This is a genomic window from Streptomyces sp. NPDC050485, assembly GCF_044458185.1.
GTDB lineage: Bacteria > Actinomycetota > Actinomycetes > Streptomycetales > Streptomycetaceae > Streptomyces.
This window is the reverse complement of the sequence record NZ_JBITHR010000004.1, coordinates 234233-260065: the sequence shown is the minus strand read 5'-3', so window position 1 is coordinate 260065 and position 25833 is coordinate 234233. Positions and strand designations below refer to the sequence as shown.

Annotated in this window: 27 protein-coding genes and 1 pseudogene; 11 read left to right on the top strand and 17 right to left on the bottom strand. The window is 69.8% G+C overall.

Annotated elements, in window-relative coordinates; genetic code table 11:
- Positions 1-19: 19 nt before the first annotated feature.
- From ACIBK6_RS10490 to ACIBK6_RS10465, 6 genes are all read right to left on the bottom strand, one after another.
- Entirely contained in the window at positions 20-1237 is a 1218-nt protein-coding gene (locus tag ACIBK6_RS10490) for an alpha/beta hydrolase family protein (RefSeq protein WP_399050597.1), read from the bottom strand.
- Positions 1238-1436: 199 nt separating this feature from the next.
- Positions 1437-1787: a VOC family protein gene (locus tag ACIBK6_RS10485; RefSeq protein ID WP_399050596.1), complete on the bottom strand. Its 351-nt coding sequence runs from the start codon at positions 1785-1787 to the stop codon at positions 1437-1439.
- A gap of 143 nt (positions 1788-1930) precedes the next feature.
- Positions 1931-3097, bottom strand: coding sequence for a copper resistance D family protein (locus ACIBK6_RS10480; RefSeq protein WP_399050594.1), 1167 nt, complete (start codon positions 3095-3097; stop codon positions 1931-1933).
- An 80-nt stretch (positions 3098-3177) separates the two neighbouring features.
- Positions 3178-3606 carry a protein-tyrosine phosphatase family protein gene (locus ACIBK6_RS10475; protein ID WP_399050593.1) on the bottom strand — a complete coding sequence of 143 codons (429 nt, stop codon included), beginning with the start codon at positions 3604-3606 and terminating at the stop codon, positions 3178-3180.
- A gap of 34 nt (positions 3607-3640) precedes the next feature.
- Positions 3641-4465 carry a M55 family metallopeptidase gene (locus ACIBK6_RS10470; protein WP_399050591.1) on the bottom strand — a complete coding sequence of 275 codons (825 nt, stop codon included), beginning with the start codon at positions 4463-4465 and terminating at the stop codon, positions 3641-3643.
- 197 nt (positions 4466-4662) lie between these two features.
- Positions 4663-5868, bottom strand: a complete 1206-nt coding sequence (locus ACIBK6_RS10465) for a cytochrome P450 (RefSeq protein WP_399050988.1) — start codon at positions 5866-5868, stop codon at positions 4663-4665.
- A 207-nt stretch (positions 5869-6075) separates the two neighbouring features.
- Between ACIBK6_RS10465 and ACIBK6_RS10460 the strand changes: the two genes are divergently transcribed.
- Both ACIBK6_RS10460 and ACIBK6_RS10455 read left to right on the top strand, forming a co-directional pair.
- Positions 6076-6765 carry a TetR/AcrR family transcriptional regulator gene (locus tag ACIBK6_RS10460; RefSeq protein WP_399050590.1) on the top strand — a complete coding sequence of 230 codons (690 nt, stop codon included), beginning with the start codon at positions 6076-6078 and terminating at the stop codon, positions 6763-6765.
- A 281-nt stretch (positions 6766-7046) separates the two neighbouring features.
- Positions 7047-7853: a class II aldolase/adducin family protein gene (locus ACIBK6_RS10455; RefSeq protein WP_399050589.1), complete on the top strand. Its 807-nt coding sequence runs from the start codon at positions 7047-7049 to the stop codon at positions 7851-7853.
- Positions 7854-7958: 105 nt separating this feature from the next.
- On the opposite strand, the gene ACIBK6_RS10450 is transcribed toward ACIBK6_RS10455, so the two are convergent.
- The 6 genes from ACIBK6_RS10450 to ACIBK6_RS10425 all read right to left on the bottom strand — a co-directional run bounded on the left by ACIBK6_RS10450 (position 7959) and on the right by ACIBK6_RS10425 (position 13208).
- Positions 7959-8621 carry a response regulator gene (locus tag ACIBK6_RS10450; protein ID WP_399050587.1) on the bottom strand — a complete coding sequence of 221 codons (663 nt, stop codon included), beginning with the start codon at positions 8619-8621 and terminating at the stop codon, positions 7959-7961.
- 4 nt (positions 8622-8625) lie between these two features.
- Positions 8626-9891, bottom strand: a complete 1266-nt coding sequence (locus ACIBK6_RS10445; protein WP_399050586.1) for a sensor histidine kinase — start codon at positions 9889-9891, stop codon at positions 8626-8628.
- 49 nt (positions 9892-9940) lie between these two features.
- The gene (locus ACIBK6_RS10440; RefSeq protein WP_399050584.1) at positions 9941-10756 is read right to left on the bottom strand and encodes an ABC transporter permease subunit; all 816 of its coding nucleotides are present in this window, start codon (positions 10754-10756) and stop codon (positions 9941-9943) included.
- A complete protein-coding gene (locus tag ACIBK6_RS10435; protein WP_399050582.1) occupies positions 10753-11697 on the bottom strand; it encodes an ATP-binding cassette domain-containing protein in 945 nt (314 codons plus the stop codon). The genes ACIBK6_RS10440 and ACIBK6_RS10435 overlap by 4 nt, the downstream gene beginning before the upstream one ends.
- 226 nt (positions 11698-11923) lie before the next feature.
- Entirely contained in the window at positions 11924-12592 is a 669-nt protein-coding gene (snpA, locus tag ACIBK6_RS10430) for a snapalysin (RefSeq protein WP_399050580.1), read from the bottom strand.
- A 160-nt stretch (positions 12593-12752) separates the two neighbouring features.
- Positions 12753-13208: a hypothetical protein gene (locus ACIBK6_RS10425; RefSeq protein WP_399050579.1), complete on the bottom strand. Its 456-nt coding sequence runs from the start codon at positions 13206-13208 to the stop codon at positions 12753-12755.
- Between the two features lie 92 nt (positions 13209-13300).
- Here ACIBK6_RS10425 and ACIBK6_RS10420 point away from each other — a divergent pair, with 92 nt between their 5' ends.
- The 3 genes from ACIBK6_RS10420 to thpR all read left to right on the top strand — a co-directional run bounded on the left by ACIBK6_RS10420 (position 13301) and on the right by thpR (position 16063).
- Positions 13301-13705, top strand: a complete 405-nt coding sequence (locus ACIBK6_RS10420) for a MerR family transcriptional regulator (protein WP_399050577.1) — start codon at positions 13301-13303, stop codon at positions 13703-13705.
- A gap of 69 nt (positions 13706-13774) precedes the next feature.
- Complete coding sequence (argG, locus tag ACIBK6_RS10415) at positions 13775-15220, top strand: argininosuccinate synthase (protein WP_399050576.1); 1446 nt, start codon at positions 13775-13777, stop codon at positions 15218-15220.
- A 240-nt stretch (positions 15221-15460) separates the two neighbouring features.
- Positions 15461-16063 carry an RNA 2',3'-cyclic phosphodiesterase gene (gene thpR / locus ACIBK6_RS10410; RefSeq protein ID WP_399050575.1) on the top strand — a complete coding sequence of 201 codons (603 nt, stop codon included), beginning with the start codon at positions 15461-15463 and terminating at the stop codon, positions 16061-16063.
- Positions 16064-16168: 105 nt separating this feature from the next.
- Here thpR and ACIBK6_RS10405 read toward each other — a convergent pair whose 3' ends face one another.
- Positions 16169-16597 carry a MarR family winged helix-turn-helix transcriptional regulator gene (locus tag ACIBK6_RS10405; RefSeq protein WP_399050573.1) on the bottom strand — a complete coding sequence of 143 codons (429 nt, stop codon included), beginning with the start codon at positions 16595-16597 and terminating at the stop codon, positions 16169-16171.
- Between the two features lie 87 nt (positions 16598-16684).
- Here ACIBK6_RS10405 and ACIBK6_RS10400 point away from each other — a divergent pair, with 87 nt between their 5' ends.
- The 3 genes and pseudogenes from ACIBK6_RS10400 to ACIBK6_RS10390 all read left to right on the top strand — a co-directional run bounded on the left by ACIBK6_RS10400 (position 16685) and on the right by ACIBK6_RS10390 (position 17923).
- Entirely contained in the window at positions 16685-17416 is a 732-nt protein-coding gene (locus ACIBK6_RS10400; protein ID WP_399050572.1) for a hypothetical protein, read from the top strand.
- 2 nt (positions 17417-17418) lie between these two features.
- A pseudogene (locus ACIBK6_RS10395) lies at positions 17419-17562 on the top strand (SDR family NAD(P)-dependent oxidoreductase); the annotation flags it as partial.
- Positions 17563-17659: 97 nt separating this feature from the next.
- On the top strand, positions 17660-17923 hold the full coding sequence (locus ACIBK6_RS10390; RefSeq protein ID WP_399050570.1) for an SDR family oxidoreductase: 264 nt from the start codon (positions 17660-17662) through the stop codon (positions 17921-17923).
- Positions 17924-18085: 162 nt separating this feature from the next.
- On the opposite strand, the gene ACIBK6_RS10385 is transcribed toward ACIBK6_RS10390, so the two are convergent.
- Together ACIBK6_RS10385 and ACIBK6_RS10380 are read right to left on the bottom strand one after the other, a co-directional pair.
- On the bottom strand, positions 18086-18412 hold the full coding sequence (locus tag ACIBK6_RS10385; RefSeq protein ID WP_399050568.1) for a hypothetical protein: 327 nt from the start codon (positions 18410-18412) through the stop codon (positions 18086-18088).
- A gap of 157 nt (positions 18413-18569) precedes the next feature.
- On the bottom strand, positions 18570-19037 hold the full coding sequence (locus ACIBK6_RS10380; protein ID WP_399050566.1) for a sec-independent translocase: 468 nt from the start codon (positions 19035-19037) through the stop codon (positions 18570-18572).
- Between the two features lie 373 nt (positions 19038-19410).
- Between ACIBK6_RS10380 and ACIBK6_RS10375 the strand changes: the two genes are divergently transcribed.
- The 3 genes from ACIBK6_RS10375 to ACIBK6_RS10365 all read left to right on the top strand — a co-directional run bounded on the left by ACIBK6_RS10375 (position 19411) and on the right by ACIBK6_RS10365 (position 23061).
- Positions 19411-20820 carry an FtsW/RodA/SpoVE family cell cycle protein gene (locus tag ACIBK6_RS10375; RefSeq protein WP_399050564.1) on the top strand — a complete coding sequence of 470 codons (1410 nt, stop codon included), beginning with the start codon at positions 19411-19413 and terminating at the stop codon, positions 20818-20820.
- A 182-nt stretch (positions 20821-21002) separates the two neighbouring features.
- Entirely contained in the window at positions 21003-21503 is a 501-nt protein-coding gene (locus ACIBK6_RS10370) for a DUF6542 domain-containing protein (RefSeq protein WP_399050562.1), read from the top strand.
- Positions 21496-23061: an LCP family protein gene (locus ACIBK6_RS10365; RefSeq protein ID WP_399050560.1), complete on the top strand. Its 1566-nt coding sequence runs from the start codon at positions 21496-21498 to the stop codon at positions 23059-23061. Before ACIBK6_RS10370 ends, ACIBK6_RS10365 begins: the two co-directional genes overlap by 8 nt.
- Before the next feature lie 103 nt (positions 23062-23164).
- On the opposite strand, the gene ACIBK6_RS10360 is transcribed toward ACIBK6_RS10365, so the two are convergent.
- Both ACIBK6_RS10360 and ACIBK6_RS10355 read right to left on the bottom strand, forming a co-directional pair.
- Positions 23165-23806 (bottom strand): hypothetical protein, encoded by a 642-nt coding sequence (locus ACIBK6_RS10360; protein ID WP_399050558.1) that lies wholly within the window; start codon positions 23804-23806, stop codon positions 23165-23167.
- A gap of 301 nt (positions 23807-24107) precedes the next feature.
- Entirely contained in the window at positions 24108-25616 is a 1509-nt protein-coding gene (locus ACIBK6_RS10355; protein ID WP_399050556.1) for an LCP family protein, read from the bottom strand.
- Between the last annotated feature and the right edge of the window lie 217 nt (positions 25617-25833).

The following is a 25833-nucleotide window of genomic DNA, read 5'->3' as shown; positions in this document are numbered from 1 at the left end:
CTTCCTCTGTCCCCGCGCCTCAGCCGGAGTCGGTGCGGAAGGGAGTGCAGGAAGTCGGCGCGCGGCCTCCGTGGGTGCCGAGGAAGGTGAGGAGATCGCAGATGGACTGGCCGAGGACCTGGTCGTGGCCCGCGCCGGGATATGTGCGGGGAATGATCGCGGGCGAGCCGAGGCCGCGCAGGTTCTGTACCACGGCAGCGGTCCACGCGGGCGGCACGTCGTGGTCTTCCTGGCCTTGGACGACCAGGACCGGGGTGGGGATGGCGGTGCGGTCGGGGTCCCCGTAGTCGCCCATCTGTTGTCCGATCCGGGCCAGCTGACCGGTGCTCAGCGGCAGGGCCTCCTCGGTGTTGACGTGTCTCAGCACCGGGTAGCCGGCCGCCTGGCATTGCGCGAGGACGCGGAAGGCGAGCTCCGCCGCCGGGGTCCCGAGCAGCGATGGCAAGGTACGGGAGGGGTCAGTGGCGCTCAGACCGGCCAGCGCGTAGAACGCGAAGGACAGTTCGCTGGGCACGTGCGAGGCCTTGACGCCCGGCAGCATCGCTTCCAGGTGGCTGGCCGGGGCAATGGCGACCGTACCGGCCAGCCGGGCCGCCCCTGCTCGGCTGGGAGCCTGGGCGGCGAACAGCACGGCCTGCCCGCCCTGGGAGTGCCCGACCGCGAACCAGAGGTTTCCCAGGCCGGGCAGGAGGTGGTGGGCAGCGGTGACGATGTCCACGACCGCGTTGCCCTCGTCCGCGCCCACCAGGTAGGTGTGCATGCCGGGGGTGCCAAGGCCCGGATAGTCCGTGGCAGTCACCGCGTAGCCGGCCTGCAGCAGTGCGCGCAGTTCCTTGGCGTAGGCGTCGGACCCCAGGTCGGACATCTGCGAGGGTGCGCAGGAGTCGGCGACGCCAGTGGTGCCGTGTGCCCAGGACACCACCGGCCACCCGCCGCGAGGCGGTGCGCCCGGCGGGAGGAGGACCGTGCCGCTGACGGGGACGTCGACTCCATGGGCGTTCACCGAGTGGTAGAGCACGGTCCAGTGCCGGGCACCACCGAACCGGGTGTCGGTTCCGTGGTCGGTTGCGGCGATGAGCGTGCCCGGGGGACGGTCCGGCAGCGGCTGCGGCACCCGGTAGGTGTGATCGGCCATGGAGACCTGTGGCAGGGCGGGGCTGTCTGCCGCGTTCGCGGGCCCGGCCGGTTCCCCGGCGCAGCCGCCCGCCGCCATGACCATCACGACCGTGACCGCCACCGCGAGAAGCCACCTCGCGAGGTACACCGTTCTCGCGAGTGAGCGACGCGTTGAGCGGTGGAGGTTGCTCGGCGTCCTCACGGCGACCGTCCCTTCACAGCGACTGACTGTGTTCACCGTCGCATCCGCGGCATCGGGGTGCACTCGGGACGCCGCCGTCGGACTTACCAGGCATCCGGGGCCCCGGTGCCGGGATCCCTCACAGCTCGGTGGCCCGTTCGTGGCGAGGCTCGTACATGCCCACCTCACCACCGCCCGGCAGACGGAACCTGGTCAGGCGGCCCCAGCGTGCGTCCGTGACCGGCTGCGTGAACTCCACACCCTTCGCAGCCAGGTTCCGCACGGTCGCATCGACGTCGTCGCACATCAGATACAGCTCCTGCGACTCCGGGCCCTCAGTGGGATGTACGGCGATCTCGGCGGGCGGAAGCTTGAAGATCAGCCAGCCGCCTCCCGCGTCGACGTGCGGGTGGTCCAGCACATCCCTGAAGAAGGCCCGGTCCGCTTCCGCGTCGCGGCTGTAGATGATGACGTGCGCGCCATTGATCATGCGGCCAGGGTAGGTTCCGGCACTGACAGGGCGGCTCTGCGACGCTCGGCATCGGACCGACCCGCTGCGGATCACTGCCTGGACGGCCATCCGCGGATGCCGCCTCACACCCCTCGCCCGGGCCCATTCCAGGTTGGGGCGGGTCAGGGCGTGGCCAGGTCCTGGCGGCGGGCAAGGGCGTCGGAGGTTTTGACCGTGATGTAGAGCGACGCCACGAGAGTGAGGACCAGTGCGGCGCCCGCGGCGAAGATGCTGCCGCTCATGGCGGGCTGCGGACTGCCGGCCTCGGAGCGGGCGGAGCCGCTGAGGAACGGGACGACGGCCAGGACGGCGATTCCGAGGCCGACCTCGGCCCAGACGACCGCCGGGAAGTGCCGCAGCGTCAGGTGCACAAGTGAGGCGGTGGAGTCGGCGCGGCGGGCCTGGGCGATGCGGGGCATCAGCCAGAACTGGTTGAAGCCGCCGGCTACGACCATGGCGAGGACCAGCGCGATCTTGATGAGCAGGAAGAATCCGTAACTCGTCGTCCACAGCTGCCCGATGCTGCCGACGTGCTTCCAGCTCATCCACAGTCCGGAGGTGAGCACCGCACCGACGCAGACCAGGGCGACGAAGCTGAAGCGGCGCCAGAGGTCCGCCCACAACGCTCCGGCGCTCTCGCCGAGTCGGCCGCGAGCTCTCGCGAGGGTGGCGAGCAGGGCCAGACCGCCGATCCAGACCGTGCCGCTGATGATGTGGACCTGGTCGAACAGCAGGTCGAGCACCTTGTCGGCGTCCGTCGGCGCGGTGGCCGGTATCGCCGCGATCAGTGACACTGCGACGGTAAGGGGCAGGGCGGTCAGCGCGATGGTGTCGAGGTGTCGTCGCGCCTGGGAAAAGAGCAGGGCGACCAGGGCGGCCGACACCAGGACCAGAACGACGTTCTGGACCAGATAGATCGTCCCCTGCGCCACCCAGGCCCCCTTCGCCGCGGGTGCGCGCAGGAAGTCCCAGATCCGCCCCGGCGCGAGAGCGTCGCCGAACGGCATGCCCTTGCCGGCCCGGGACACGCGGGCAGCGAGCTGGAAGTAGCCGGCCACGAGCAGTACGACCCCGGACCAGGCCAGGTACATCGCCGTCCGCCGACGCAGAGCGTCGATGTCACCGCGCTCGTTCTCCGGCGAGCGGAGCGCCGGGCGAACTGCTGCCGCGTACGTCACCGTGGCGCCGATGGCCCCGGACAGCCCGAGGAAATAGCTGGACTTGGTGAGGATTCGCCAGAGTGGAGGCGTGGTGTAGCCGGCCGAGGCGGCCAGGTGAATGAGGCTCATGAGAGGTTAGGCTAACCTAAATAAATAGATCGTAAGTCTGTGACGCCCGTCTCCCGGCTGCGGTCACCTTCGAGAGGGCACTACGCGAAGGTGGCCACGAAGCGTCGCTGCCACGGTGTTTCGACGGCGCGGTGCGCATAGTGCTTCCGTACGTAGGCGACCGCATCGGCGTTGGGTACGCCGTCCAGAACGGCCAGGCAGGCGAGGGCCGTGCCCGTACGTCCGAACCCGCCTCCGCAGGCGACTTCCACGCGCTCGTTCTCGGCACGGGCCAGAAGTCCGCGCAGTGCGTTCGCGAAACCCGCCCGATCGGACGGCAGCCAGAAGTCCGGCCAGCGCAACCACCGGCTCTCCCAGTCGACCGGCGCCGGCCGGCGGCCGCGCAGGTGGAGCGCGAATTCGGGCCGGGGCCCTGGAGAAAGGGGCTTCCTCAGGCCCCGGCCGCGCACCAGCAGACCCGACGGCAGTTGCATGACGCCTTCGGCCGCAGGTTCCCAAGTGGTGTTCATGGGGTGAACGTGGCTCCTTCCGAAATGCCCGCGGTCACTCGGCGATGGACCGGGTGAGGATGACCACGGCGACAAATCTGCGGTACAGGCGGATCGGGTCCGCGTCGGTGAGGTGCACGGTCAAGTCGTCGTCGCGCACCGCCCCGTTGATCCACGTCGCCATCTCGGCCAGGTCCGCGTTGCGGAACCGGACGGTGAGTGTGGCGGGGAGTTCGATCGCGGGCACTGTGGCCTGCGGCAGGTGCCGGACCGCCTCGTGGGCGGCCTCCCGGATCACCTCGCGGGCCTGCGCCGGGTGCATGCTGTCGGCGGCGAAACGCGACACCGAGGTCTTGACCACAGCGGCACGAATACCGGGACAGAACGGCTCGACCTCCTCGGCCGTGATCCGGTCACCCGTGATCAGTACCACCGGCACCCCGTGCCCGAGTGCCACCAGCGCATTGATGCCACTCTCCCCCGCGGGTACGCCATTGAGCCGGACGTCGGCGATCGCCTTCGGGTTGTAGGTGTGCGACAGCGTGGAGGCCGGACCGGACATCGACCCGTGGTAGGAGACGAAGAAAACGCCGTCGAACGAGGCGTCGAGGCCCTGCATCATGTACAGCGGCTTGTGGCGGCCAGACAGGTAGCGAGCGCGGCAAGCGAGCTCGTCCGGGCGGAGGTTGGCCATCGCCGAGTGCGAGTCGTTGACGAGGAACTCACTCGCGCCACCGGCCTGCGCGCCCTCGATGGCAGCGTTCACCTCTCCTTGGAGCAGGCCGCGGAAATAGCCGTACTGGGTGCCCGAAGGCCTGCACTGGTCCCAGTCGACGACCCCCGCGGTGCCCTCCATGTCGGAGGAGATGAAGATCCTCACCGCACGCCCCTTCAACTTGACGTGCAGACCACCGGGTTGAACTGCGAGTGGGCCGCTCCGCCGCTACGAGCCAACCACGGAAGACGGCCGCGCGGCCCACGTCTTCAGCCCAACTGGCACAATATTCACGGCACTTATCAGCCAGCGCGTCAGCGGCTCGCGGAATCCCATCTCCCGCGTAGTCGGCCGCCGGGCCCTCAGCCGCGGGGGCCGTATCGGACGGGCAGTTCGGCCAGGCCCCGGATCAGGCCGGGGCGCCAGGGCAGTTGGGCTGGGTCCGTGGCGAGGGTGAGGTCGGGGAAACGGTCGAGCAGCGCGGTGAAGGCGACCGTGGCCTCCAGGCGGGCGAGCGGGGCGCCCAGGCAGTAGTGGATGCCGTGTCCGAAAGCGAGGTGCCCCACACCGCCGGTGCCCGCACGGGGGCGGCGGATGTCGAAGCCGTCCGGGTCGGGGAAGCGGCGGGGGTCCCGGGAAGCGGATCCCAGCAGGATCAGGACGGCCTCGCCGGCCGGGATGGTCACCCCATCGATCTCCACGTCCTCGGTGGCCCAGCGGTACGCCGAGGACGTCACCGGCCCCTCGTACCGCAGCATTTCCTCGATGGCTCCATCGAGCAGGGACCGGTCGGCGCGCAGCGCGGTGAGCTGCTCGGGGTGGGTCAGTAGGGCGTAAGTCCCGTTGGAGAGGAGGTTGACGGTGGTCTCGTGGCCCGCGACGAGCAGCACGAACGCCATGCCGAGCAGTTCCTCCGGCCCGAGCCGGGCACCTTCCGCGTCGCGGGCCCGGACCAGCGCGCTGAGGAGGTCGTCGCCCGGGGAGCGGTCTTTGGCCCGGAGCAAGTCGGTGAGGTAGTCGGTCATCGACTTGGCCGCTGCCAGGGCAACCTGAGGGGTGGGCGGGAAGACCATGTCGTGGGACCACACACGGAAGGGCTCCTGGTCCGTGGCCGGCACACCGAGGAGCTCGCAGATGACGGCTATGGGCAGGGGTCGCGCGAGCGACTCCACGAGATCGGCGCCGGCCAACGGGGCGATGGCGTCGAGGAGTTCATCGGTCAGCTGCTGGATGCGCGGGCGCAGCGACTCGATCCTGCGGGCGGTGAACTCCCCCGCGACCAGCTTGCGCAGCCGGGTGTGCTGGGGCGCGTCGGTCTGGAGCATGTTGCGGCCGATGGCATGACCGCCGTCGTCCACCCAGCGGGAGGAGTGGCGCACATCGTTGCTCAACCGGACGTCTGTGAGGGCGTTCCGCACCTCCTCGTGCCCCAGGACCACCCAGATGTCACCGGCTTCCCCGGTGGGCACGCGGTGTACCGGACCCTGCTCGCGCAGGTGGGCGTAGACGGGATAGGGGTCGGCGGTGAAGTCTGTGCCGGCCGGTGCGAGAGTCTCGAACTCGGGCATCGTGCTCACGGATTGTCGTCCCTTCGTCGTCGGGCCATGACCTCGGGCAGGCCCCTCGGGAAGGCCATGGCCCGTCAAGTGGGGAGTTGCCCCCACTTCGCGATCCGACCCTAGCAGCGAACCGGGGAGCGGTCCACGGTTTGTTGCTAGGGTGCAGTCCGCGACAGTGGTACGAGCACCGGTGCACGGCGGGAGTGGTGAGGGACTGTGAGCGCTACGCGAAAGCGCGGGGCATCGGCCGAGGACAGCGGCCGGGCCCCGTTGCGGCGGGACGCCCTGCGCAACCGCGAGCTGCTCATCGCCGCCGCCCGCGAGATCTACGCCGAGCAGGGCGTGGACGCGCCGCTCGACGACATCGCCCGCCGCGCCGGCGTCGGCAACGCCACCCTCTACCGGCGCTTCCCATCCCGGGGCGCACTCATCGAGGCGGTCTTCGGCGAGTCGCTCAACGACACCCTCCGGCGCGGCGAGGACGCCAGGAAGGCCGAGGACGCCTGGGACGGTCTGGTCCGCTATCTGGAGCACATCTTCGAAGGCCTGGCCGCCGACCGGGGTGCCAACGACCTGATGACCACGGGGACCCAGGGCATTCCGTCCCTGGACGCCCTCAAAGCCCACCACCACGAGACGGTCTCCCTGCTGATCGGCCGCGCCCAGGAGCAGGGCGCCATGCGCGACGACGTCACCGTCGAGGACCTCCTCTTCATGCTGGCCGCCCTCGGACGCGTCGTCCCGGCCTCGATGACCGCCGCCCCCGGCACCTGGCTGCGCCAACTCCACCTGCTCCTCGCCGGACTGCGAGCCGAGGCCGCCGCCCCCCTGCCCGCCCCACCGCTCACCACCGACCAGCTCACCCGGGCGCTCCAGACCCTCGCCGCCCCGAAACAGCAGGGCTGACAGCCGCGCCCGCCACGTCGGACACGGGCGAACTCACCTTCCACAACCGGCTGGTTGCATCGGAGAGCCGGATGCGTCCAGCCTGCGCGCCCGAGATCCACTCGCCCCACCGGGCAGCCCGCCCATGCAACGCAGGGACAACCCCCGGGGCGATTTCCACTTCGCCGCCTCCCCGGTCGGTCAGTCGCTCAAGTTCCGACCGAGGGAGCATCAACTCCCGTCTCTCACCGGCTGATCGGTTGCCATACTCCGACCTGGCCCAGCGAGGAGGGACGGTAGGCATGTCGACATCATCCAGTATCGAAACGTCCGAGCGGATGGAGGTGCCGCAGCTCGACATCCCCGAGTTGGCGGCTCCGGGCGGCTCCATGGAAACCGAGCGGGAGCATCGCAAACGGCAACTCGCGGTGACCTTGCGCCTCTTCGGCCGGTACGGCTTTGACGAGGGGATCGCCGGGCATGTGACGGCCCGCGACCCTGAGTTCCCCGACCGGTTCTGGGTGAACCCCTACGCGGTGCACTTCTCCCGTATGCGGGTGAGCGATCTGCTGCTCATCGACGAGGACGGGCACATACTCGAAGGGCAGCGGCGCACCAACAAGGCCGCCTTCTGGATTCATTCCTCGATCCACCGTGCCCGCCCCGACGTTGTGGCGGTGGCCCATGCCCACACCATTCACGGACGGGCGTTCGCGTCCCTGGACAAGCACCTTGCCCCGATCGTCCAGGAGTCCTGCGCCTTCCACGACGACCACGTGCTCTTCGACGAGTACAAGGGACTGGTGCTGGAGAGCACGGAGGGCGAACGGATCGCCGCCCGCCTGGGCCATCGGCGGGCCGCGATCCTGCGCCATCACGGCCTGCTGGCTGTGGGCGGTTCGGTGGCGGAGGCGGCCTGGTGGTTCATCGCCATGGACCGCGCCTGCCAGATGCAGCTCCTCGCGGACGCCGCCGGCAGCCCCCGCCACATGAGCGACGACGAAGTCCGCCTCGCCCACCGCCAGTTCAGCAACGCCAACATGGCCCGGCACAACTTCCAGATCCTCAGCGACCTCGTATGCGAGCAGGAGCCGGACGTACTGGACTGAGATGGGTGCGGCTCAGCCGGACCCGATGGCCGATGCGGCGGTGGGCGCGACCGGGGCGGGCGGTCGCACGACGGTGCGGGCCCCAGCACATAAGGCGGGGCCCCACTACCTGGGCCGGACGAGCCGGGTTTCGTAGGCGAACACCACGGCCTGGACCCGGTCGCGGAGCTCCAGCTTGACCAGGATGCGGTTCAGATGGGTCTTCACCGTCGCCTCGGCCAGGTGCAGCGCGGCGGCGATCTCCGCGTTGGAGAGACCCCGCCCGACCTCCGTGAGTACCTCGCGTTCACGGGCGGTGAGCCTGCCGAGCCGATCGTCGTCGCCCCGGCCGGTGCCGGACGGGAGTTGGTGGGCGAAGTTCTCCAGGAGCAGCCGCGTGATGCGCGGTGCGACGACCGCGTCGCCGGCCGCGACGGAGCGGATCGCGGCGAGCAGTTCCTCGGGGAGCGCGTTCTTGAGCAGGAAGCCCGAGGCGCCGGCCCGCAGCCCGGCGAAGGCGTACTCGTCGAGGTCGAACGTGGTCAGGATGAGGACCTTCGACTCCGGGGACTCGGCGACGATGCGCTCCGTCGCCTCGATGCCGTCGGTGCCGGGCATCCGTACATCCATCAGTACGACGTCGGGCCGCAGCTCGCGGGCGAGCCGGACGGCCTCCGAGCCGTCGCCGGCCTCGCCGACCGGCGCCATGTCGGCCTGTGCGTCGAGCACCATGGTGAAGGCCATGCGCAGCAGCGGTTCGTCGTCGACGAGAAGGACACGAATGGTCATGCGGTCACGCTTCGATTCCGTTGAGGGCGAGCACGACACGGACCTGCCAGCCGCCGCCGGGTCGCGGCCCGGCCGTCAGCTCACCGCCGTAGGCCGCGGCCCGCTCCCGCATTCCGTGCAGACCGTGACCGGTCGTGGTGGTGGGGAACTCGGCGGCGGGGCCGTCGTCGGTGACGTCGACGGTGATCTCCTGGGGGCCGCAGCTGACCCGCACGGCGGCCCGGGTGCCCGGCGGTGCGTGCTTGAGGGTGTTGGTGAGGGCTTCCTGGACCAGGCGGTAGACGGTCAACTGCGCGGCGGCGGGCGCGGCCGACGCATCCCCGGCGACTTCCAGGAGGGTGGGCAGTCCGGCGGCGCGCACCTGGTCCGCCAGCGGTTCCAACTGGGCGATGGCGGGCATGGGGTGACGCAGGGCGTCCGGCTCGTCGGCCCGCAGTACGCCGAGGAAGCGCCGCATGTCGGTGATCGCCTGGCGTCCGGTGGTGGAGACCTGGCGCATGGCCGTGGTGGCCCGCTCGGGAGCTCGGTCCTGCGCGAAGACCGCGCCGTCGGCGAGCGCCACCATGACCGACAGGTTGTGCGTGACGATGTCGTGCATCTCGCGGGCGATCCTGGAGCGCTCTCCGGCGACGGCGAGCTGCGCCTGCTGGTCCCGCTCGCGTTCGAGGCGCAGCGCCCGCTCTTCGAGGAACGCCATCTGGGCGCGCCGGCCGCGCATGTTGATGCCGATGACCGAGGCGGCGACGACCATCGCGGAGAGCCCGATGAACGTCTCGGCGGCCCTGTCCTCGGGCGCCCAGCGGACCGCGGCCAGGAGCACCCCGCCTTCGAGCACGCCGATGGCCAGCCAGGTGCGCTGCCTGCTCGCGTACGCGGCGACCGTGTACAGGCCGATGAGCAGTGCGATGTCCGCCGGGAGCCGCAGGTCGGCGAGCCACTGGGCGAACGCGACGGCCGACATCGTCAGGAACATCGCGAACGGCGCCCGCCTGCGCCACACGAGCGGCAGCACCATCGGGGCGGTGCAGCCCACGATGGCCCAGGGGTGATCGTGCAGCGGCCGGCGTGCCATGCCCGTGAGGGCGATGAAGACGGCGGCCGCGAAGAGCGCGTCCACCGCGAGCGGCGAAAGCCGGGCACGTGCCCGCAGCCGGGCGCGCACCGCGAGGGCACGCCACGACTCGGCCCGCTGTCGCACGGCGGCCACGTGCGCGTACGTCATGATCCGGCCCGGCCGGGCCGGGAAGGACCGGCGGCGCGGCCGCGGCACGGCGTCGGTTCACCCGTGCCGTGACCGGAGCCGGTCGCCGCCGGCCTCATCAGGCGTCCCGCCGCTTGAGCGCCACTCCCGCCCCGGCCAGCGCGACCAGCGCGTACAGGCAGAAGAATGCGAATCCGGTCCATGGGGCCAGCGTATGCGGGGCCTGGTGGATGTGGAGCAGCCCCTGTCCGGCGGTGCTCGGCAGGTAGGGGTTGATGTGCTGGAACCACGACGACGGCAGGGCCTCGGCGAGCACCGGCAGGACGAGCAGGACGCCGAAGACGGTGGCGATGCCACCCGCCGTGTTGCGGATCAGGGCGCCGAACGCCACCCCGAGCAGACCCACCACCGTCAGGTAGAGCCCGGCGCCGAGGACCGCCTGCGGCACTCCGGGCGCGCTCAGGGAGGTCCCGAGGTGGTGCCCGGACATCGCGGCCTGGCCGATCAGGAACGCCACCAGTGAGGCGACCGTCGTCAGCACCCACGCCACCACCCCGTACACCAGCGCCTTGGCCCACAGGACGGGCAGGCGGCGGGGCACCGCGGACAGCGAGGCGCGGATCATGCCGGTCGCGTACTCGCCGCTGACCACGAGGACACCGAGTACGCCGACGGCGAGCTGGGCCAGGTAGAAGCCGCGCAGGCTGACCAGGGTCGGATCGAAGTTGGCCTTCTCGTCGGCGGGCAGATGCGCCCAGCGGTCGGCCGTGAAGTAGCTGAACAGCAGCCCGAGACCGATCATCGCGAGGACGGCGGCGAGCAGCGTGAAGAGCGTGGAGCGCAGCGAACGCAGCTTGATCCACTCGGAGTGGATCACCCGGATCTGGGTGACCTCGCCGCGCGCCGCGGCGGGGATGATGGATGCCGTCGTCATGCCGCACTTCCTTCGCTGCCCGCGGCGACCAGTTCCGGCGCCGGGGCCTGGTACTCCACGGCGTCCCTGGTCAGCTCCATGAACGCCTCTTCGAGCGAGGCCTGCTGCGGGGTGAGCTCGGCCAGCGCGATGGCGTGGTCGGCGGCGATCCGGCCGATCCGGTCACTGCTGAGACCGCTCACTTCGAGGACCCCCGGCTCCTGCGTCCCGACCGTGACGTCGGGACCCGCGAGCAGCCCGCGCAGCTTCTCCGCCTCGTCGGTGCGTACCCGCACCATGTCACCGGCGGCCTGGGCCGTGAACTCCGCCACCGAGGTGTCGGCGATCAGCCGGCCGCGGCCGATCACGATCAAGTGCTCGGCGGTCAGCGCCATTTCGGACATCAGGTGCGAGGACACCAGGACCGTACGGCCCTCGGCGGCGAGCCCCTTGAGCAGATTGCGTATCCACAGGATGCCCTCGGGGTCGAGGCCGTTGACCGGCTCGTCGAGGATCACCGTCGCCGGATCGCCGAGCAGCGCGCTGGCGATGCCGAGCCGCTGGCCCATGCCGAGGGAGAAACCGCCCACCCGCTTCTTCGCCACCGCGCGCAGTCCGACCAGGTCGATCACCTCGTCCACCCGACGGGCCGAAATGCCGGTCGTGGCGGCGAGGGCCAGCAGGTGGTTGTACGCGCTGCGCCCGGTGTGGATCGCCCGTGCCTCCAGCATCGCCCCCACCTCGTGCAGCGGCGCCCGGTGCTCGGCGTAGCTCTTGCCGTTCACGACCGCACGTCCCGAGGTGGGCGCGTCGAGGCCGAGGAGCATCCGCATCGTGGTGGATTTGCCCGCGCCGTTCGGCCCGAGGAATCCGGTGACGATGCCGGGTCGCACGGTGAAGCTGAGGTCCGCGACGGCGGTGCGCTCGCCGTAGCGTTTGGTGAGGGAATGGGCTTCGATCATGGAAAGTCCTAGCGGAAAAGGGCATCGGGGGTCCGAACCGGACGCTGCCCACGCTAGGCCCGGCCCCCCGCCCGCCACGACGCCCCACGGACCGACATTGCGGCGCCGTCCGTGCACCCCGGGATTGAACGCACCTACACCCGGCGATGTACGCGCCCGGCCCGCACCGACCCGCATGCCGGTGCCGCCGCTCGCCCTGCCGCCGTGCCGTCGCCTGACGGCTCGGTCAGCCCCGGGACGTCGGTTTGAGGGCGGTTGCCAGGCCGTTGGCCCACAGGCTGTCCACCTGGGCGCGCTCATTGGTGTCGGGGTAGGCGTTGGTGCAGGACGGACCGGGTCCGTGGCCCGACATCAGTTCACTGCACGGGCCGTTGTAGTCGTCCGGCAGGCCGAGCACGTGTCCGGTCTCGTGGGCCACCACGCGTACCGAGTAGTACACCTGGTTCTGCTGGTAGTCGAGGAAGATGTATCCCTTGCCGTGGCCGTCCGTGGACGCGTACGAGCCGTTCTGCGGGTCGTCGCCCTCGTTGTACGAGAAGTCGGCGCTCGAATCGTTCTGTGCCAGCTGGACGTTGTGCACGGAAGAGTTCCAGATCTGCGCGGCCTGGGATATCTGGGAGCTGAACGTGGGGGCGTTGGCCGCGCTGTAGTAGACGGTGACGGAAGCCGCGCCCGGGTGGGCGGCGCGCTTCTGGGCGACCGACTTCATGACGGCGTCATAGAACGCCTTGCTGTTCGCGGCGTTGTCCTTCGCGCCGGTGAAATGGACTGCGGCGGCGCTTGCCGCGGTCGGCGTCACGGTGGTCGGTGTCGCGCCGCTCGCCGGGATGGCACTGAGGCCGGCGAGAGCCATTCCGAGTGTGGCGGCCAGGACAAGAGCCTTGGGGTGTCTCATGGGGGGACTCCTGGGGATCGCGTGGGGATCGCGTGGGGGGTGTGGCCTGCAACCATGAGTGTGAGCCTCCGCAGGCATCCGAGAACGATGCCGATCCGCGATAACTCCCATGTATCAGGGGGGATTTGGCCATCCACGACGGCCCGCCCCATGCGGTCTGTCAGTCGACGGACGGACACGACCGTCGGTGACCGGATCCGCGGACCGGATACCGCCACCACGGCGCAAGCTGCGCGACGCCGAATGTCACTTCGACGGCGAAGAACAGCCAGAGCAACCGCAAGGCCCCGTGGGTCAGCGCGTACGCCTGCCACGCCGCGAACAGCGTGCGTGCGGCGCCGTCGAGGAGTCCGTGCAGCGGCAGGGGCCGGACGATGCGCAGGACGGCCCAGACGACCACGACCGAGCCCATCAGATTCGCGTACATGGTCTGCACCGGGTCGAGTTCGGGCAGGACGCCCGTCCCCAGTGCGTCGCCCAGCGAGGAGAGCGCGTCGTGCACCAGCGTGTACGTCCACGGCGTCGCGAAGCCTGCCGTGACGACGAGGTCGTACCAGGCGCTCGCGCGCACAACGCGAAGGTAGTTGGGGCGTGCGGGGGCGAAGAGAGAGGTCACAGTGAGGCTCCTGCTGTTCTTGGGGGCAGCAACGCCTCACGCTAAACAGTGGAGTACGGTCCAAGGTCAAGCTCATCATCCGACGGAGGGCCATGCGTATCGGGGAGTTGGCCGCACAGACCGGCATGACCAGGGACACCATCCGGTTCTACGAGAAGGCCGGCCTCGTCTCAGGCAGGCGGCTGGCCAACGGTTACCGCGACTTCGCTCCCGAGACGGTGGCCTGGCTGCACTATGTCCGCACCGCGCGGACGCTCGGATTCTCACTGGCGGAGATCGCACGGACCGGCGAGGAACTGCGCGGGCTGCCCGATGCCGCGGAAGCGTTGTCCGCGCTGTTCGAGGAGAAGATCCACGTCCTCGACGCCCGCATGTCCGAACTCGCCGCCCTGCGGACCGAACTCGCCGCGCGCGTCGGCACCGGGTGCCCCTTGCGGCCGGCCGGCCAATCGGGCCAGGACGTGGCCGATGGGGCACGTGACCGGCTTACGGGCTGATCGTCCCGGTCGGCGGGGTGATACATACGGCCACTTGCATGCCCATGCAGAACCATGCATACTCTTCCCATGTCTAAGGTCCTCACCTCCCTGCCCACCGGCGAGCGCGTCGGCATCGCCTTCTCGGGCGGCCTCGACACCTCGGTCGCGGTCGCGTGGATGCGCGACAAGGGTGCCGTCCCGTGCACCTACACCGCCGACATCGGCCAGTACGACGAGCCCGACATCGCCTCGGTGCCCGGCCGCGCCAAGACCTACGGTGCCGAGATCGCGCGCCTGGTCGACTGCCGCGCGGCGCTGGTCGAGGAGGGCCTGGCCGCGCTCACCTGCGGGGCGTTCCACATCCGCTCGGGCGGGCGGGCCTACTTCAACACCACGCCGCTCGGCCGCGCCGTCACGGGCACCCTCCTGGTCCGGGCGATGCTCGATGACAACGTCCAGATCTGGGGTGACGGCTCGACCTTCAAGGGCAATGACATCGAGCGGTTCTACCGCTACGGCCTGCTCGCCAACCCCCACCTGCGGATCTACAAGCCGTGGCTGGACGCGGACTTCGTGACCGAGCTCGGCGGCCGCAAGGAAATGTCGGAGTGGCTGCTCGCGCACGGCCTGCCCTACCGCGACAGCACGGAGAAGGCGTACTCCACCGACGCCAACATCTGGGGCGCCACCCACGAGGCCAAGACCCTGGAGCACCTGGACACCGGGGTGGAGACCGTCGAGCCGATCATGGGCGTGCGGTTCTGGGACCCGTCCGTCGAGATCGCCGCCGAGGACGTGACGATCGGCTTCGACCAGGGCCGCCCGGTGACGATCAACGGCAAGGAGTTCCTCTCCCCCGTCGACCTGGTGATGGAGGCGAACGCCGTCGGCGGCCGCCACGGCATGGGCATGTCGGACCAGATCGAGAACCGGATCATCGAGGCCAAGAGCCGCGGCATCTACGAAGCGCCCGGCATGGCCCTGCTGCACGCGGCGTACGAGCGTCTGGTCAACGCGATCCACAACGAGGACACCGTCACCCAGTACCACAACGAGGGGCGGCGCCTGGGCCGGCTGATGTACGAGGGCCGCTGGCTGGACCCGCAGGCGCTGATGGTGCGCGAGTCGCTGCAGCGCTGGGTCGGCGCGGCCGTCACCGGCGAGGTCACGCTGCGGCTGCGCCGTGGTGAGGACTACTCGATCCTCGACACCACGGGCCCGGCGTTCAGCTACCACCCGGACAAGCTGTCCATGGAACGTACCGAGGACTCCGCGTTCGGCCCCGCGGACCGGATCGGCCAGCTCACCATGCGCAACCTCGACATCGCCGACTCGCGCGCCAAGCTGGAGCAGTACGCCGGGCTCGGCCTGATCGGCACCGACAATCCCGCGATCGGCGCCGCCCAGGCGGCCGCGACCGGGCTGATCGGCACCATGCCGGAGGGCGGCGCCGAGGCCATCGCGTCCCGCGGCGAGGTCTCCGATGACGACGAGATGCTGGACCGCGCCGCGATGGAGTTCGGCACGGACTGACCAGCGCCCGTCGAGCCGACGGTTCGACACCGCGCGGAGCATGCACCACCAAGAAAGGCCGGCTCGACGCCCCCATGGCGATGAGCCGGCCTTCCTTGTTGCCCGGGCCGGACGGAGGGCCGAGTCTGCCGCGTTGCATAGTGGCGGCGTACGCCACGTACGAAGCAGGCGATTGGTGAACCACCCGGATGGCACCCGGATACGACACCGATACGGCATGAATACGGCACGGAGTCCTTTGTGAACGAACACATCCAGTCCGCGACCGTTCGCGTGTTCATCGCCCTCGCGCCGCCCGACGACGCGAAGGAGGAACTGGCGCGGGAGCTGCGCCCCGCCTACGCCGCGCACCCGCGCATGCGGTGGAACCGCATCGAGGACTGGCACATCACCCTGGCGTTCCTCGGCGAGCTTCCGGTCGCGACCCTTGCACTCCTGCGCCCGCCGCTCGCGGACCTCGCGGCCGCGCGCGGACCCGTCGAACTGGCGCTGCGCGGTGGCGGGCACTTCGACGAGCGAGTGCTGTGGAGCGGGATCGACGGGGACCTCGAAGGGCTGCACGGGCTCGCCGCAGAGGTGCGTGCCGTCGTCAAAGAGTGCGGTGTCGCGTTTGAGGACCGGCCGTGGCGCCCCCATCTGACGCTGGCCCGCGCCCGCCGGGGCGCCCCCTCCTGCGCGGTGGAGACCGCCGCCGGGCTCGCCGGATTCGTCGGCCGCCGATGGCGGGCCGAGCGCCTGCACCTGGTCGTCAGCAACGTCGGCCGCGGTCCGGAACCGATCCGCTACCGCGACATCGCGGCCTGGAGCTTCAGCGGCGGAAGTCACGACCACACGGCCAACTGACCGTCTGATCGTTTCGAGGGCCTACGCCGCTGAGGAACAGCGTGTGCGTAGCGCCGAAAAATGCCGTAATGCCTGGTCCGCTGCGCGGCGACGCCAGGGTTCAGATCAGTCGGAGATGTTGCTCCGGAGTCTGTCGAGTACGTCCTCGAACGCGGCCGTCTCCTCCTTGGACAGGCCGCGGCGCAGCCGTTGGTCGAAGGCCGTGGCGGCGCCGCGCATGGATTGGAACGCGGCCTCGCCCTTCTCGGTGAGCTCCACCTGGTGGACGCGACGGTTGGCGGGGTCGCGCCTGCGGGTGACGAGACCCTCTGCCTCCATCGCGTTCAGGTGGTGGGTGAGTGTCGCTCCGCGGATGCCGACGGCATCGGCCAGTTCCCGCTGGTTCCCGAGCCGGTGGGACTTCAGCGAGATCAGGATCAGCCAGTTCGGCATCGACCCGCCGACCTCGGCCAGCGCCTCGTCGAAGGCACGGCCGACGGTCCTCGCGGTACGGGCGAGGTGCAGGCCGATCGGGGGGTGAGCGGGTCGGGGCATGGTTCGACACTAGCAGAACCCATAGATATCGAATTGTTTGACCTGGAATCGTTAGAGACCTAACGTAGCCAGGGAAGGAGGGACGTCATGGAACTGCGGATCGTCAACCCGCGGCCGGAATACGCGCCGCCCCCGTTCACCGAGCCCCCGGCCACGGGGTACCTCCACCTCGCCGCCGCCGTCGAGCCGACGCTCGGGCCCACTCCGTTCCCCCGGGGCGGCCCGCGGAAGGCGGGGCTCCTGGGCCGACTGAAGGTGCTGGCCGCGGAGTTGGAGCGCCAGGGTCCGGTGCGTACGGTCACCGTCTACCGGGCGGTCCTGATGCCGCCGGCACCTCCGGCCGCTGCACACCCGGCCCGCTTCGACGTGGTCGTGCTCGTGGAAGCGGAATCCCCGGACGTTCTCGACGCGGTCCGGTCGTCGGAGCCCTACCAGCGGATGGCCGCCGAGGTCTCGGCAGTCGCGAGCGACGTGCACGAAATGGCGGCCCGCTGCCTGCGCTTCCTGGGCGACGTCGACAAGAGCCGCCAGGGACTGTTCCTGTTCAACTACTTCACCGCCGAGGACGCCGAGGTCGCCACCCGGCTCTGGGAGCACCTCGCCGGGTGGTACGTGACGGAGACGGGACTTGACAACTCCACCCTGCTCGCGCCCATCGGTACGGCCGACTACGTATTCGTCAACCACGCGCGGTGGGACATGAGCCTGCCGGGGTTCGCACTCAAGCAGTTCAGCAAGAGCTCGTTCCGCGGGTACGTACTGGCCAACCTGCGCGCCAACCGGACGACAGCGATGCCGATCCTGTACCGGAAGGCCTGACCATGTCCGAGGCGGACACGTTCCAGGGAAGGGCCGCCCTCGTAGCGGGGGCCAGCCGAGGGATCGGCGCGGAGACGGCGCGGGCCTTCGCCCGCTCGGGGGCCGCCGTGGTGCTCGCGGCCCGGGATCAGACGGCCCTGGAATCCGTCGCGAGCCGGATCCGGGCCGACGGAGGGCGAGCGATCGCCGTGCCCGACGATGTGGTGACGCCAGCTCCGTCGAGCGGCCGACCACGGTATCCGGGTGAACGTCGTGGCACCGGGCCCGATCCTCACCCACCACCTCGAAGCGGCGGGCGAGCAAGCCCAGTCGCTGGCCGCCGAATCGACGCCGATGCGACGCGTCGGGCGCGCCGAGGAGGTGGCCGCGGCCGTTCTGTGGCTCTGCTCCGATGCGGCGTCGTTCATCACCGGGGCGGTACTGCCCGTCGACGGCGGCCAGTACGCCGGAGTGAAACCCCCGCAGATGTACCGGCAGGGCCGCCCCATGGAGCGGCCCTCGACCTGAACGGCCGCACCGCGACACCGAGTCGCGTAGGCGGCGACCGGGACGACGATCGCCGTGCCCCGCCGCCGCACAGAAGGGCCCTGAAGCCCAGCGCGAGGCCCTGGTCTCGACGGCGCGCCGGCTGAGCTCCTGAGCGCGTATCCGAGGCGCGGCGGCGGTTGGTCAGTACGGCGCCGGCTGACGGGGCGCTGATGGCGACTTGTGCTGGGGTGTCGGGGACTTGCTCGTCGCGGGCCCGATGGTGATGCTCACGGCGACCACGGCGTCGGGCTTGGAGGCGCAGGCGAAGTGGATGTCCGCCTTGCCGGGTCGCGCGCCGGAGGCGATCGTGGCGGTTCCGACGAGTGTTCCCCTGGGCCCGGGTTTGAGGTCGGTGGCCCCGATGGGACTTCTCACGGTGGTTCCCTTGCCCGTCACGGCACCCTCGGCACGGCCGCCCTGGCCGGGGTTCTTGCAGTTGCGCAGCGTCAAGGTGACGGTCTGTGCCATCGGTCGCCCTGTCACCGCACACGAAGCGGCGAGCTGGCGAGCAAGCGGGCGAACCAGGAACCTCAACAGTTCACCCGTTTGGCGGTTGCGGACGTACTGACGGGCGCAGCAGAACGTGCGCCCGCGTTGGTCACCCGCGAGCACTCCCGGTAGCTCTCTAGGTAGCTTCCGGATCAAACGCAGCGTGCGCGGGCGCGGCCGCGTCCTTGGTGAAGGAGACCGCGCCCGGCTGCTTCGTGTGATGCTCGGCGCTCGGTGGCGCAACGGCCCCAGCCGGGCTCACCCCGGCACCATGCGCCGCATCGCGAACGTCCGCGGAGACCTCTTCCAGCTCCGGGCGCAGGTCGAAGGCGCTGCGGATCTCGTTCAAGCCGAGGCCGTCGGCGCCATCCAGGACATGCTTGCGCACGAAGGCCTTCGGATGGAGGTCCTCGAACTCGAAGTCCTTGAATTCCGGGCCGAGTTCGGACCTGAGATCCTGCTTGGCATTCTCGGTGAAAGCTCGCACCTTGCGCAGGACTCCGGTGGCGTTCCGGATGAATTCGGGCAGCTTGTCCGGGCCGAAGACGAAGATCGCTACGATGGCGATGGCGAGCAGCTTCATCGGGCTGAGTTCCGTGAACATCCGCTCGCTCCTTGATCCGCTTCTGGGGGCAGAGCTCCATCCTGGAGCCCCGCAGCCTCACATTTTAGGGGTTACGCAAGTATTGCAACCATCGAGGCCGCTCGGACGCCGATCCGCCCAAGATGTGCCGCCTCCGCAACCGGCAGCCGTACGGGACCGGCGGCGCCGGGGTGCGCGTCCGGACTCACCTCCCCAGCTCGGCGAGATGGGCGCTGCGCGATACTTCCTCCTATCCGGCGGGGGGCCATGCCGACACACCGACCCGCCTCGCACGCTTACTATGTTGCGCAATCATGCAAGTGAAGCAAGGGGGGTGAGCGGCTTGCGTACCGCCGTCTCGCATCTGTGGGGGAATCGAGGGCCCGTGCCGAGTATGCCGAACAGCCTTGTGTCGGGGGCCAAGAGCTGGACAGCTCAACGGCGCAACACGGAACTGGCGCTGGTCTCATTCGCCGTTCTCATCTCGGTGTTCGGTCACGCGTCCGTCGGCCTGGCCATGAATGGCTCCCTGCCCTCTGGGATCTGGGGGTACGGCGGGGGCCTGGGCGCTCTCGCGCTCACCGCGCACGTGGCAGTGCGGCGCTTCGCGCGCTATGCCGATCCGCTGATCCTGCCCGCGGCGGTGATGCTGAGCGGCCTGGGGCTGGTGATCATCGACCGGCTCGACGCCTCGTACAAGCTTCACTACCACGCGACGGCGTCGGCCCCCGGGCAGGTGATGTGGACGGCCATCGGCGTCGGCGTACTGATCGCGATCGTCGTAGCGGTCGAGCACCACCGCCTCCTTCAGCGTTACACCTACGTGTGCATGGCGCTGGCGCTGCTCCTGTTGATGGCACCCGCGTTCTTCCCCGGCGACACCTACGGCGCCAAACGCTGGATCTACCTGGGTCCGGTGTCGTTCCAGCCGGGCGAGTTCGTGAAGATCATCATCGTGATCTTCTTCGCGGGATACCTGACGGCCAACCGGGACGCCCTCGCCCTGGTCGGGCGCAAAGTCTGGGGCGTCAGCCTGCCGCGCGGCCGCAATGCCGGCCCGGTCATCGCCGTATGGATGCTCAGCCTGCTGGTGCTGGTCTTCGAGCGCGACCTGGGCACCTCGCTGATCTTCTTCGGGGTCTTCGTCCTCATGCTGTACACGGCCACCGAGCGCACCAGTTGGGTCATCTTCGGACTGGTGATGGCAGCCGTGGGCGCGTTCATCGTCGGATCTCTGGAGCCCCACGTCCACGGCCGCGTGGTGGCCTGGCTGCACCCCTTCGACATCTACTTGCCAGCCTCCCAGCGCCCCGCGGGCCTGATCTCCGATCAGGCCGCACAGGCCCTCTTCAGCTTCGGCAACGGCGGCCTCACCGGAACGGGACTCGGGCAGGGACAGCCCTGGCTGATCGGCTTCGCCGGACGCAGCGACTTCATTCTCACCACCATCGGCGAGGAACTCGGCGCAGTCGGCGTGATGCTCGTCCTCATGTTGTACGTCCTGCTCATCGAACGCGGCCTGCGCACCGCGCTCGCGGCCACCGATCCGTTCGGCAAACTCCTGGCCACCGGCCTGGCCACGACCATCGCGCTCCAGGTCTTCGTCGTCGCCGGCGGCGTGACCGGCCTGATTCCGCTGACCGGCAAGGCCCTGCCCTTCCTCGCCCAGGGCGGTTCGTCATCGGTCGCCAACTGGATCCTCGTGGCCCTGCTGATCAAGGTGAGCGACGGCGCCGGGCGCGCCGCCACCCAGCCGGAAGGAAACGCCACCATCCTCACCCCGGCCGTCGGCGCGGCGTCCTAGGAGGTCCGGCGGAGCGGGACCGGCGCACCGCTTCCCTGTGGCTTTCACCATAGACACTTGCTGACTTGCGCCAGTGTGCAACTAATAGGGTCCGCGGCCCGTCTCACTGAGCACAGAGCACGGGCCAACGAGCCAGGGCAAGTGCTGGCCGACCGGCCGGACCGACGGGTGAGAGCGGGCGCATGCAAGAACAGCGGGCACAAGCAGCGGGCAACCAACTGAGAGGGCAGGGCCAGAGTGCCGGGCACCGGCACCAGGAGGCACCGCTGCCCCCTGCGCTGCGGCGCGCTCCCTCGACGGCCGGGCGGCCCGGGCCCGGCGCGGTGGCCCTGGCTCTGCTGGTGCCGCCGCTCCTGGGCGCAGGCCTGGACGCCGTCTTCGCGCACGGCCCGAGCTGGGGACTGACAGCCGGAGCCGCCGCAGGATCGGCGATCGCGGCTTTTCTGGCGGCCCGGCGCGGTGCGTTGTGGTGGGTGGTGCCACTGCCGGTACTCGTGGTGGCCGCGATCACCGCCGGTGCCGGGATGCTCTCGGGCTCCGGCGGCAAGTCACTCGCCACGGAGCTGCTGCGGTGGGCCGTGGCCGGGTTCCCGGCGATGGCGGCCGCCGAGTGCGCCGTACTCGCCGTGCTCGCGGTACGGGGCGTACGGTCCCTGCGAAGCCGGAGGCGTTCTGATGTCTGACAGCCGGCGCTCCGACTCCCGGCGGTCTCGCCGACATGCTGCCAATGCCCCTGGTACACCGGTCACCGGCCGCACCCGCCCGCGCGGATGGCTGCTGGCGCTGCGCGCGGTGGTGTGGGTGACCTCGGCGGCAGTGCTGATCACCTGCGGCGTGACGTGGTTCGCATACCGCTCACTCACGCATGGCCTGACCACCTCCGACGCGCTCGATGCCGTCAAGAAGAACGCGCCCAAGCATCTGGACAGTTCGGTGAACCTGCTGCTGATCGGTCTGGATTCGCGCAAGGACATGAACGGCAACGACCTGCCCAAGCAGTTCGTCCAGGACCAACTGCACGCCGGGTCCAGCGACATCGGCTACTACAACACCAACACCCTGATCCTGATGCACATCCCGGCGGACGGCGGCAAGGTCAGCGCGTTCTCCATCCCCCGCGACGACTACGTGGAGACCCTCAACGGCGACGGCTCCTCCCAGGGCGAGCACAAGATAAAGGAGGCATACGCCAACGCCTACACCGGCGCCAGCGAACGCCTCGCCAAACAGGGCATCAAAGGCCCCGACCTGGAGGGCAAGAGCCGCGAAGCCGGACGCGAGGCCACCCTGGCCACCGTCCAGCAGTTCACCGGCGTACCCATCGACCACTTCGCCGAAGTCAACCTGCTCGGCTTCTACGACATCGCCAAAGTCCTCCAGCCCATCACCGTCTGCCTCAAACACCCCGTCAAGGACCGCTACTCCGGCGCCGACTTCCCGGCCGGAGAACAGAAGGTCAACGCCAAACAGGCCCTCGCCTTCGTCCGCCAGCGCCACGGCCTCGACAACGGCGACCTCGACCGCACCCGCCGCCAGCAGGCCTTCATCTCCAGCATCACCCACCAGCTCAAGAACGAAGGCATCTTCGGCGACCTCGGCAAACTCCAGGGACTGTTCGGCGTCATCAAGAAGGACCTGGTCCTCGACAGCGCCTGGAACGTCCTGGACTTCGCCCAGCAGGCGCCCAACTTGACGGGCGGCAACGTCGTGTTCCATACGCTGCCCATCACCGGATTCGCCATGCGCAAGGGCGAGGACGTCAACCTCGTCGACCCCGCCAAGGTCAAAGCCATGGTTCAGCAGACCTTCGCTCCCAGCCCCGCCTCGCCCGCCTCCGACGGCGGCGACTCCAAGCCCGGCGCGAAAGCCGCGCCCGCCACCGTCGACATCCGCAACGGCAACGGAACCGGCGGCCTCGCCGACACCGAACTCACAGCCCTGGCCGCGCTCGGCTACACCGCGGGCGACACCGGCAACGCACCAGCCCAGGCCCACACCACCGTGGCCTACGGGGCAGGCGCGCAGCAGGCCGCCCAGCAGATCGCGTCCCGACTCAAGTCCGGTACGGCCACCCAGAGTTCCGCCGTCCCGGCCGGACACGTCCGCGTCACCCTGGGCCACGACTACTCTCCGCCGAGCGACGGAACGCCCTCCACCGGCCCGAGCGGCTCCGCCCCCGCGGCGGACAGCGGCGACGCCGGAGCAACGGTCAAGGCCGGGGGAATCCCCTGCGTCAACTGACGCGACAGCCAGACTGCGTGCTCTGAACCTGTCAGCGCAGGCACTGTAGGAAACGGGTCTGGCCCCGGAGTTGACTCCGGGGCCAGGTCGGGGGTCGTGGCGGCTACCAGTCGCCGCCGCCGAAGCCGCCTCCTGAGTCGCCGCCGAAGTCTCCCCCGTCGAAACTGCCCGCGAAGTCTGACGGGTTGAAGTCGGAGCCGCTGAACTCGCCGCCGCCGGGCAGGCCGTCGAAGCCGGACGCACCTTCGGCGAAGTCAGCGGGTGCGCTGATCAGGCTGCCGAGCACGGTGCCCACGAGGAGACCGCCGAGGACGCCTCCGGCACCCCCGAAGTAGCCGCCCGCCCACTGGACGTCGGCCACCGAGGGGCCGTGGCGGGGATCGAAGAAACACGGCAGCCGACGCTCGGGCAGCAGTCGGCCGCCACGCCGGGCCTCCAGGGTGGCCAGGGCGAACCGGCCGTCGGCAAGCGTCTCGGTCACCGGTTGCACGTCCTGCGGCCTGGTGGCCGCCGCCAGCTGCTCCTTGGCCTTGTCGTAGGCGTCGAGAGCGTGGGTGTAGTCCCCGCGCATCTCGTCCGTGACGCCGGGCCCGGACGGGGAGAAGGCGATGCGGTCCAGTTCTTCGGCGTACGCGGTGATGTCCTCGTCCACCACGGTGCGCAGGGCGTCCAGTTCGGCGCGCTCGCGCTCCTCGCGCTTCTTCTTCGACCGCCTCAGCAGGGCGTATCCGGCGCCGCCGCCCACGACGAGCACTCCGCCGACAGCCAGCCACGCGATGGTCGCCGAGCTGTCCTCGCCCCCGCCTGTCCAGGATGCGGGTGCCTTGCCCTTGGCCCGGACTCTTCTTCAGCGCGTCGGCCACCGCGCCGGTACCGCTCGCCGCGTGTGCCGGCACGGCTGCCCATATGGCGGCCAGGGCGAGCAGCAGCCCGATCAGGACAGTGGCCGGGCGCAGTTGTCCCGCGGCCCGGGGAAGGACGGGCATCAAGAGTTCTCCTCGGAGTGTGAAAGCGGCGGAGCGAGGTGGTTCACTGTCCGATGGAGCTCAGCCGTAGGAAAGGTTGGAGCAGGGGTCGTCGTCGGCCGAGCGGGCGCCGTCGGCAACTCCGGTCGGCACCGCGCCCGGCACCGTTGACGGCGTCGCGGTCGGGTCGGCGGCAAAGGCTTTGCCGAGGATGACCTTGATCCCGGCCGCCGCGGTCGCGCTGACTTCCGCGCCGGGGAAGACCTGGGCGGCCTTCTCGGCCTGGTCCTGCTGGCCGGGCCCGTACTCGATGACCGTCTTGGTCTGGGTGCGCACGATGGCCGTGGCCGTACCGGTGACGGTGAAGCCGTGCTGCCTGAGCGCGTCGGCGGCGCGGGCCGCGAGACCGGTGACGGTGGTGCCGTTGTACACGGCGACGGAGATACCGGTGCCGGAGACCGCCGGGGTGGCGCCCGGCGACGGGGATGCCGCGCCGGCCTGATCGTCGTGATGCCTGCCGGCGTCCTGACCGTCGAGGGTGCGGTCTGCTTTGAGCGCGGCCCACAGGGCCTCCGCGTCCGGGTGGACGACGGCGACCCGGGCACCTTGATAACGCCACGGCAGGGTGACGAACTTGGTGTTGTGCAGGTCGATGTCCTTCAGCGACATCGCGAACGAGATCAGCTTGTCGGCCGAGCCGAGCCCGGGGTCCACGGTCAGGGACTGCGTGGCGGCGTTGGCGAGCGGCAGCAGGCTGGTGGGGTTCAGCCCATCGCTCTTCACCTTCTTCAACAGCGAGGCCACGAAAGCCTGTTGGCGCTTGATGCGGCCCATGTCGGAGCCGTCGCCGATACCATGCCGGATGCGTACGTAGTCCAGGGCCTGCTGGCCCGCGACGGTCTGCGGGCCCTTGGCGAAGATCTGGTCACCGCGGGTGGAACGGTTGGGGTTGAGATCCTTCTGGTAGACGTCCTGGGGCAGACAGACCTGGACACCGCCGACGGCCTCCGTCATCTTCGCGAAGCCCTTGAAGTCGACCACGACCGTGTGATCGACGCGCAGCCCGGTCAGCTTCTCCACCGTGTTCTGGCTGCAGGCGGGGTTGCCCTTGGGCGTCTGGCCCACCGAATAGGCGGCGTTGAACATGGTGTTGCTCTGCCGCGTGGTCCAACTGCCGTCGGGGAGCTTGCACGAGGGGATGTCGACCAGGGTGTCGCGGGGAATGGATACCGCGACGGCGTGCTTCTGATCGGCGTACACATGCAGCAGGAACGCGGTGTCCGAGCGGCCGATGTCACCCTTTTTGCCGCCGCCGAAGCTGATGTTGCCGTCGGTCCGCGCATCCGTGCCGATGACCAGCACATTCGACCCGTTGGCCGAAGCGGGCGGCCGGTCGCCGGAGATCCCGTCCGCGCCGAAAGTCTCGATGTTGCCGTCGAGCTGGATGTACATCCAGCCGGCACCGGCCGTCAACAGCACGAGCAGCGAGACACCCGCGGCGATCCCGAACCGCACTCCGCTGGGCCGGGGCCGCGTAGCGGACCGGCCGCCTTCAGGCCGGCGGCCCGACGCCTTATGACTGCCTGCCATCTGCGCGCCTCTTGTCCGTCCGCGTCACGTAGTCACGTAGAAACAGGAAGGGGCCGCCTGACCCCCACCAACAGTTCCGCAGTTGCGCAATATAGCAACCTTTATGACGGGCGCGGTCCCGGCTCATGCGTCCCATTCGGGCTAGCTTGCTAGCATGCGACCCACAACTGGGGTAAGTCGGCGAAGTTCTTCCAGTCGCTGGGCTACGAGTTGGAGT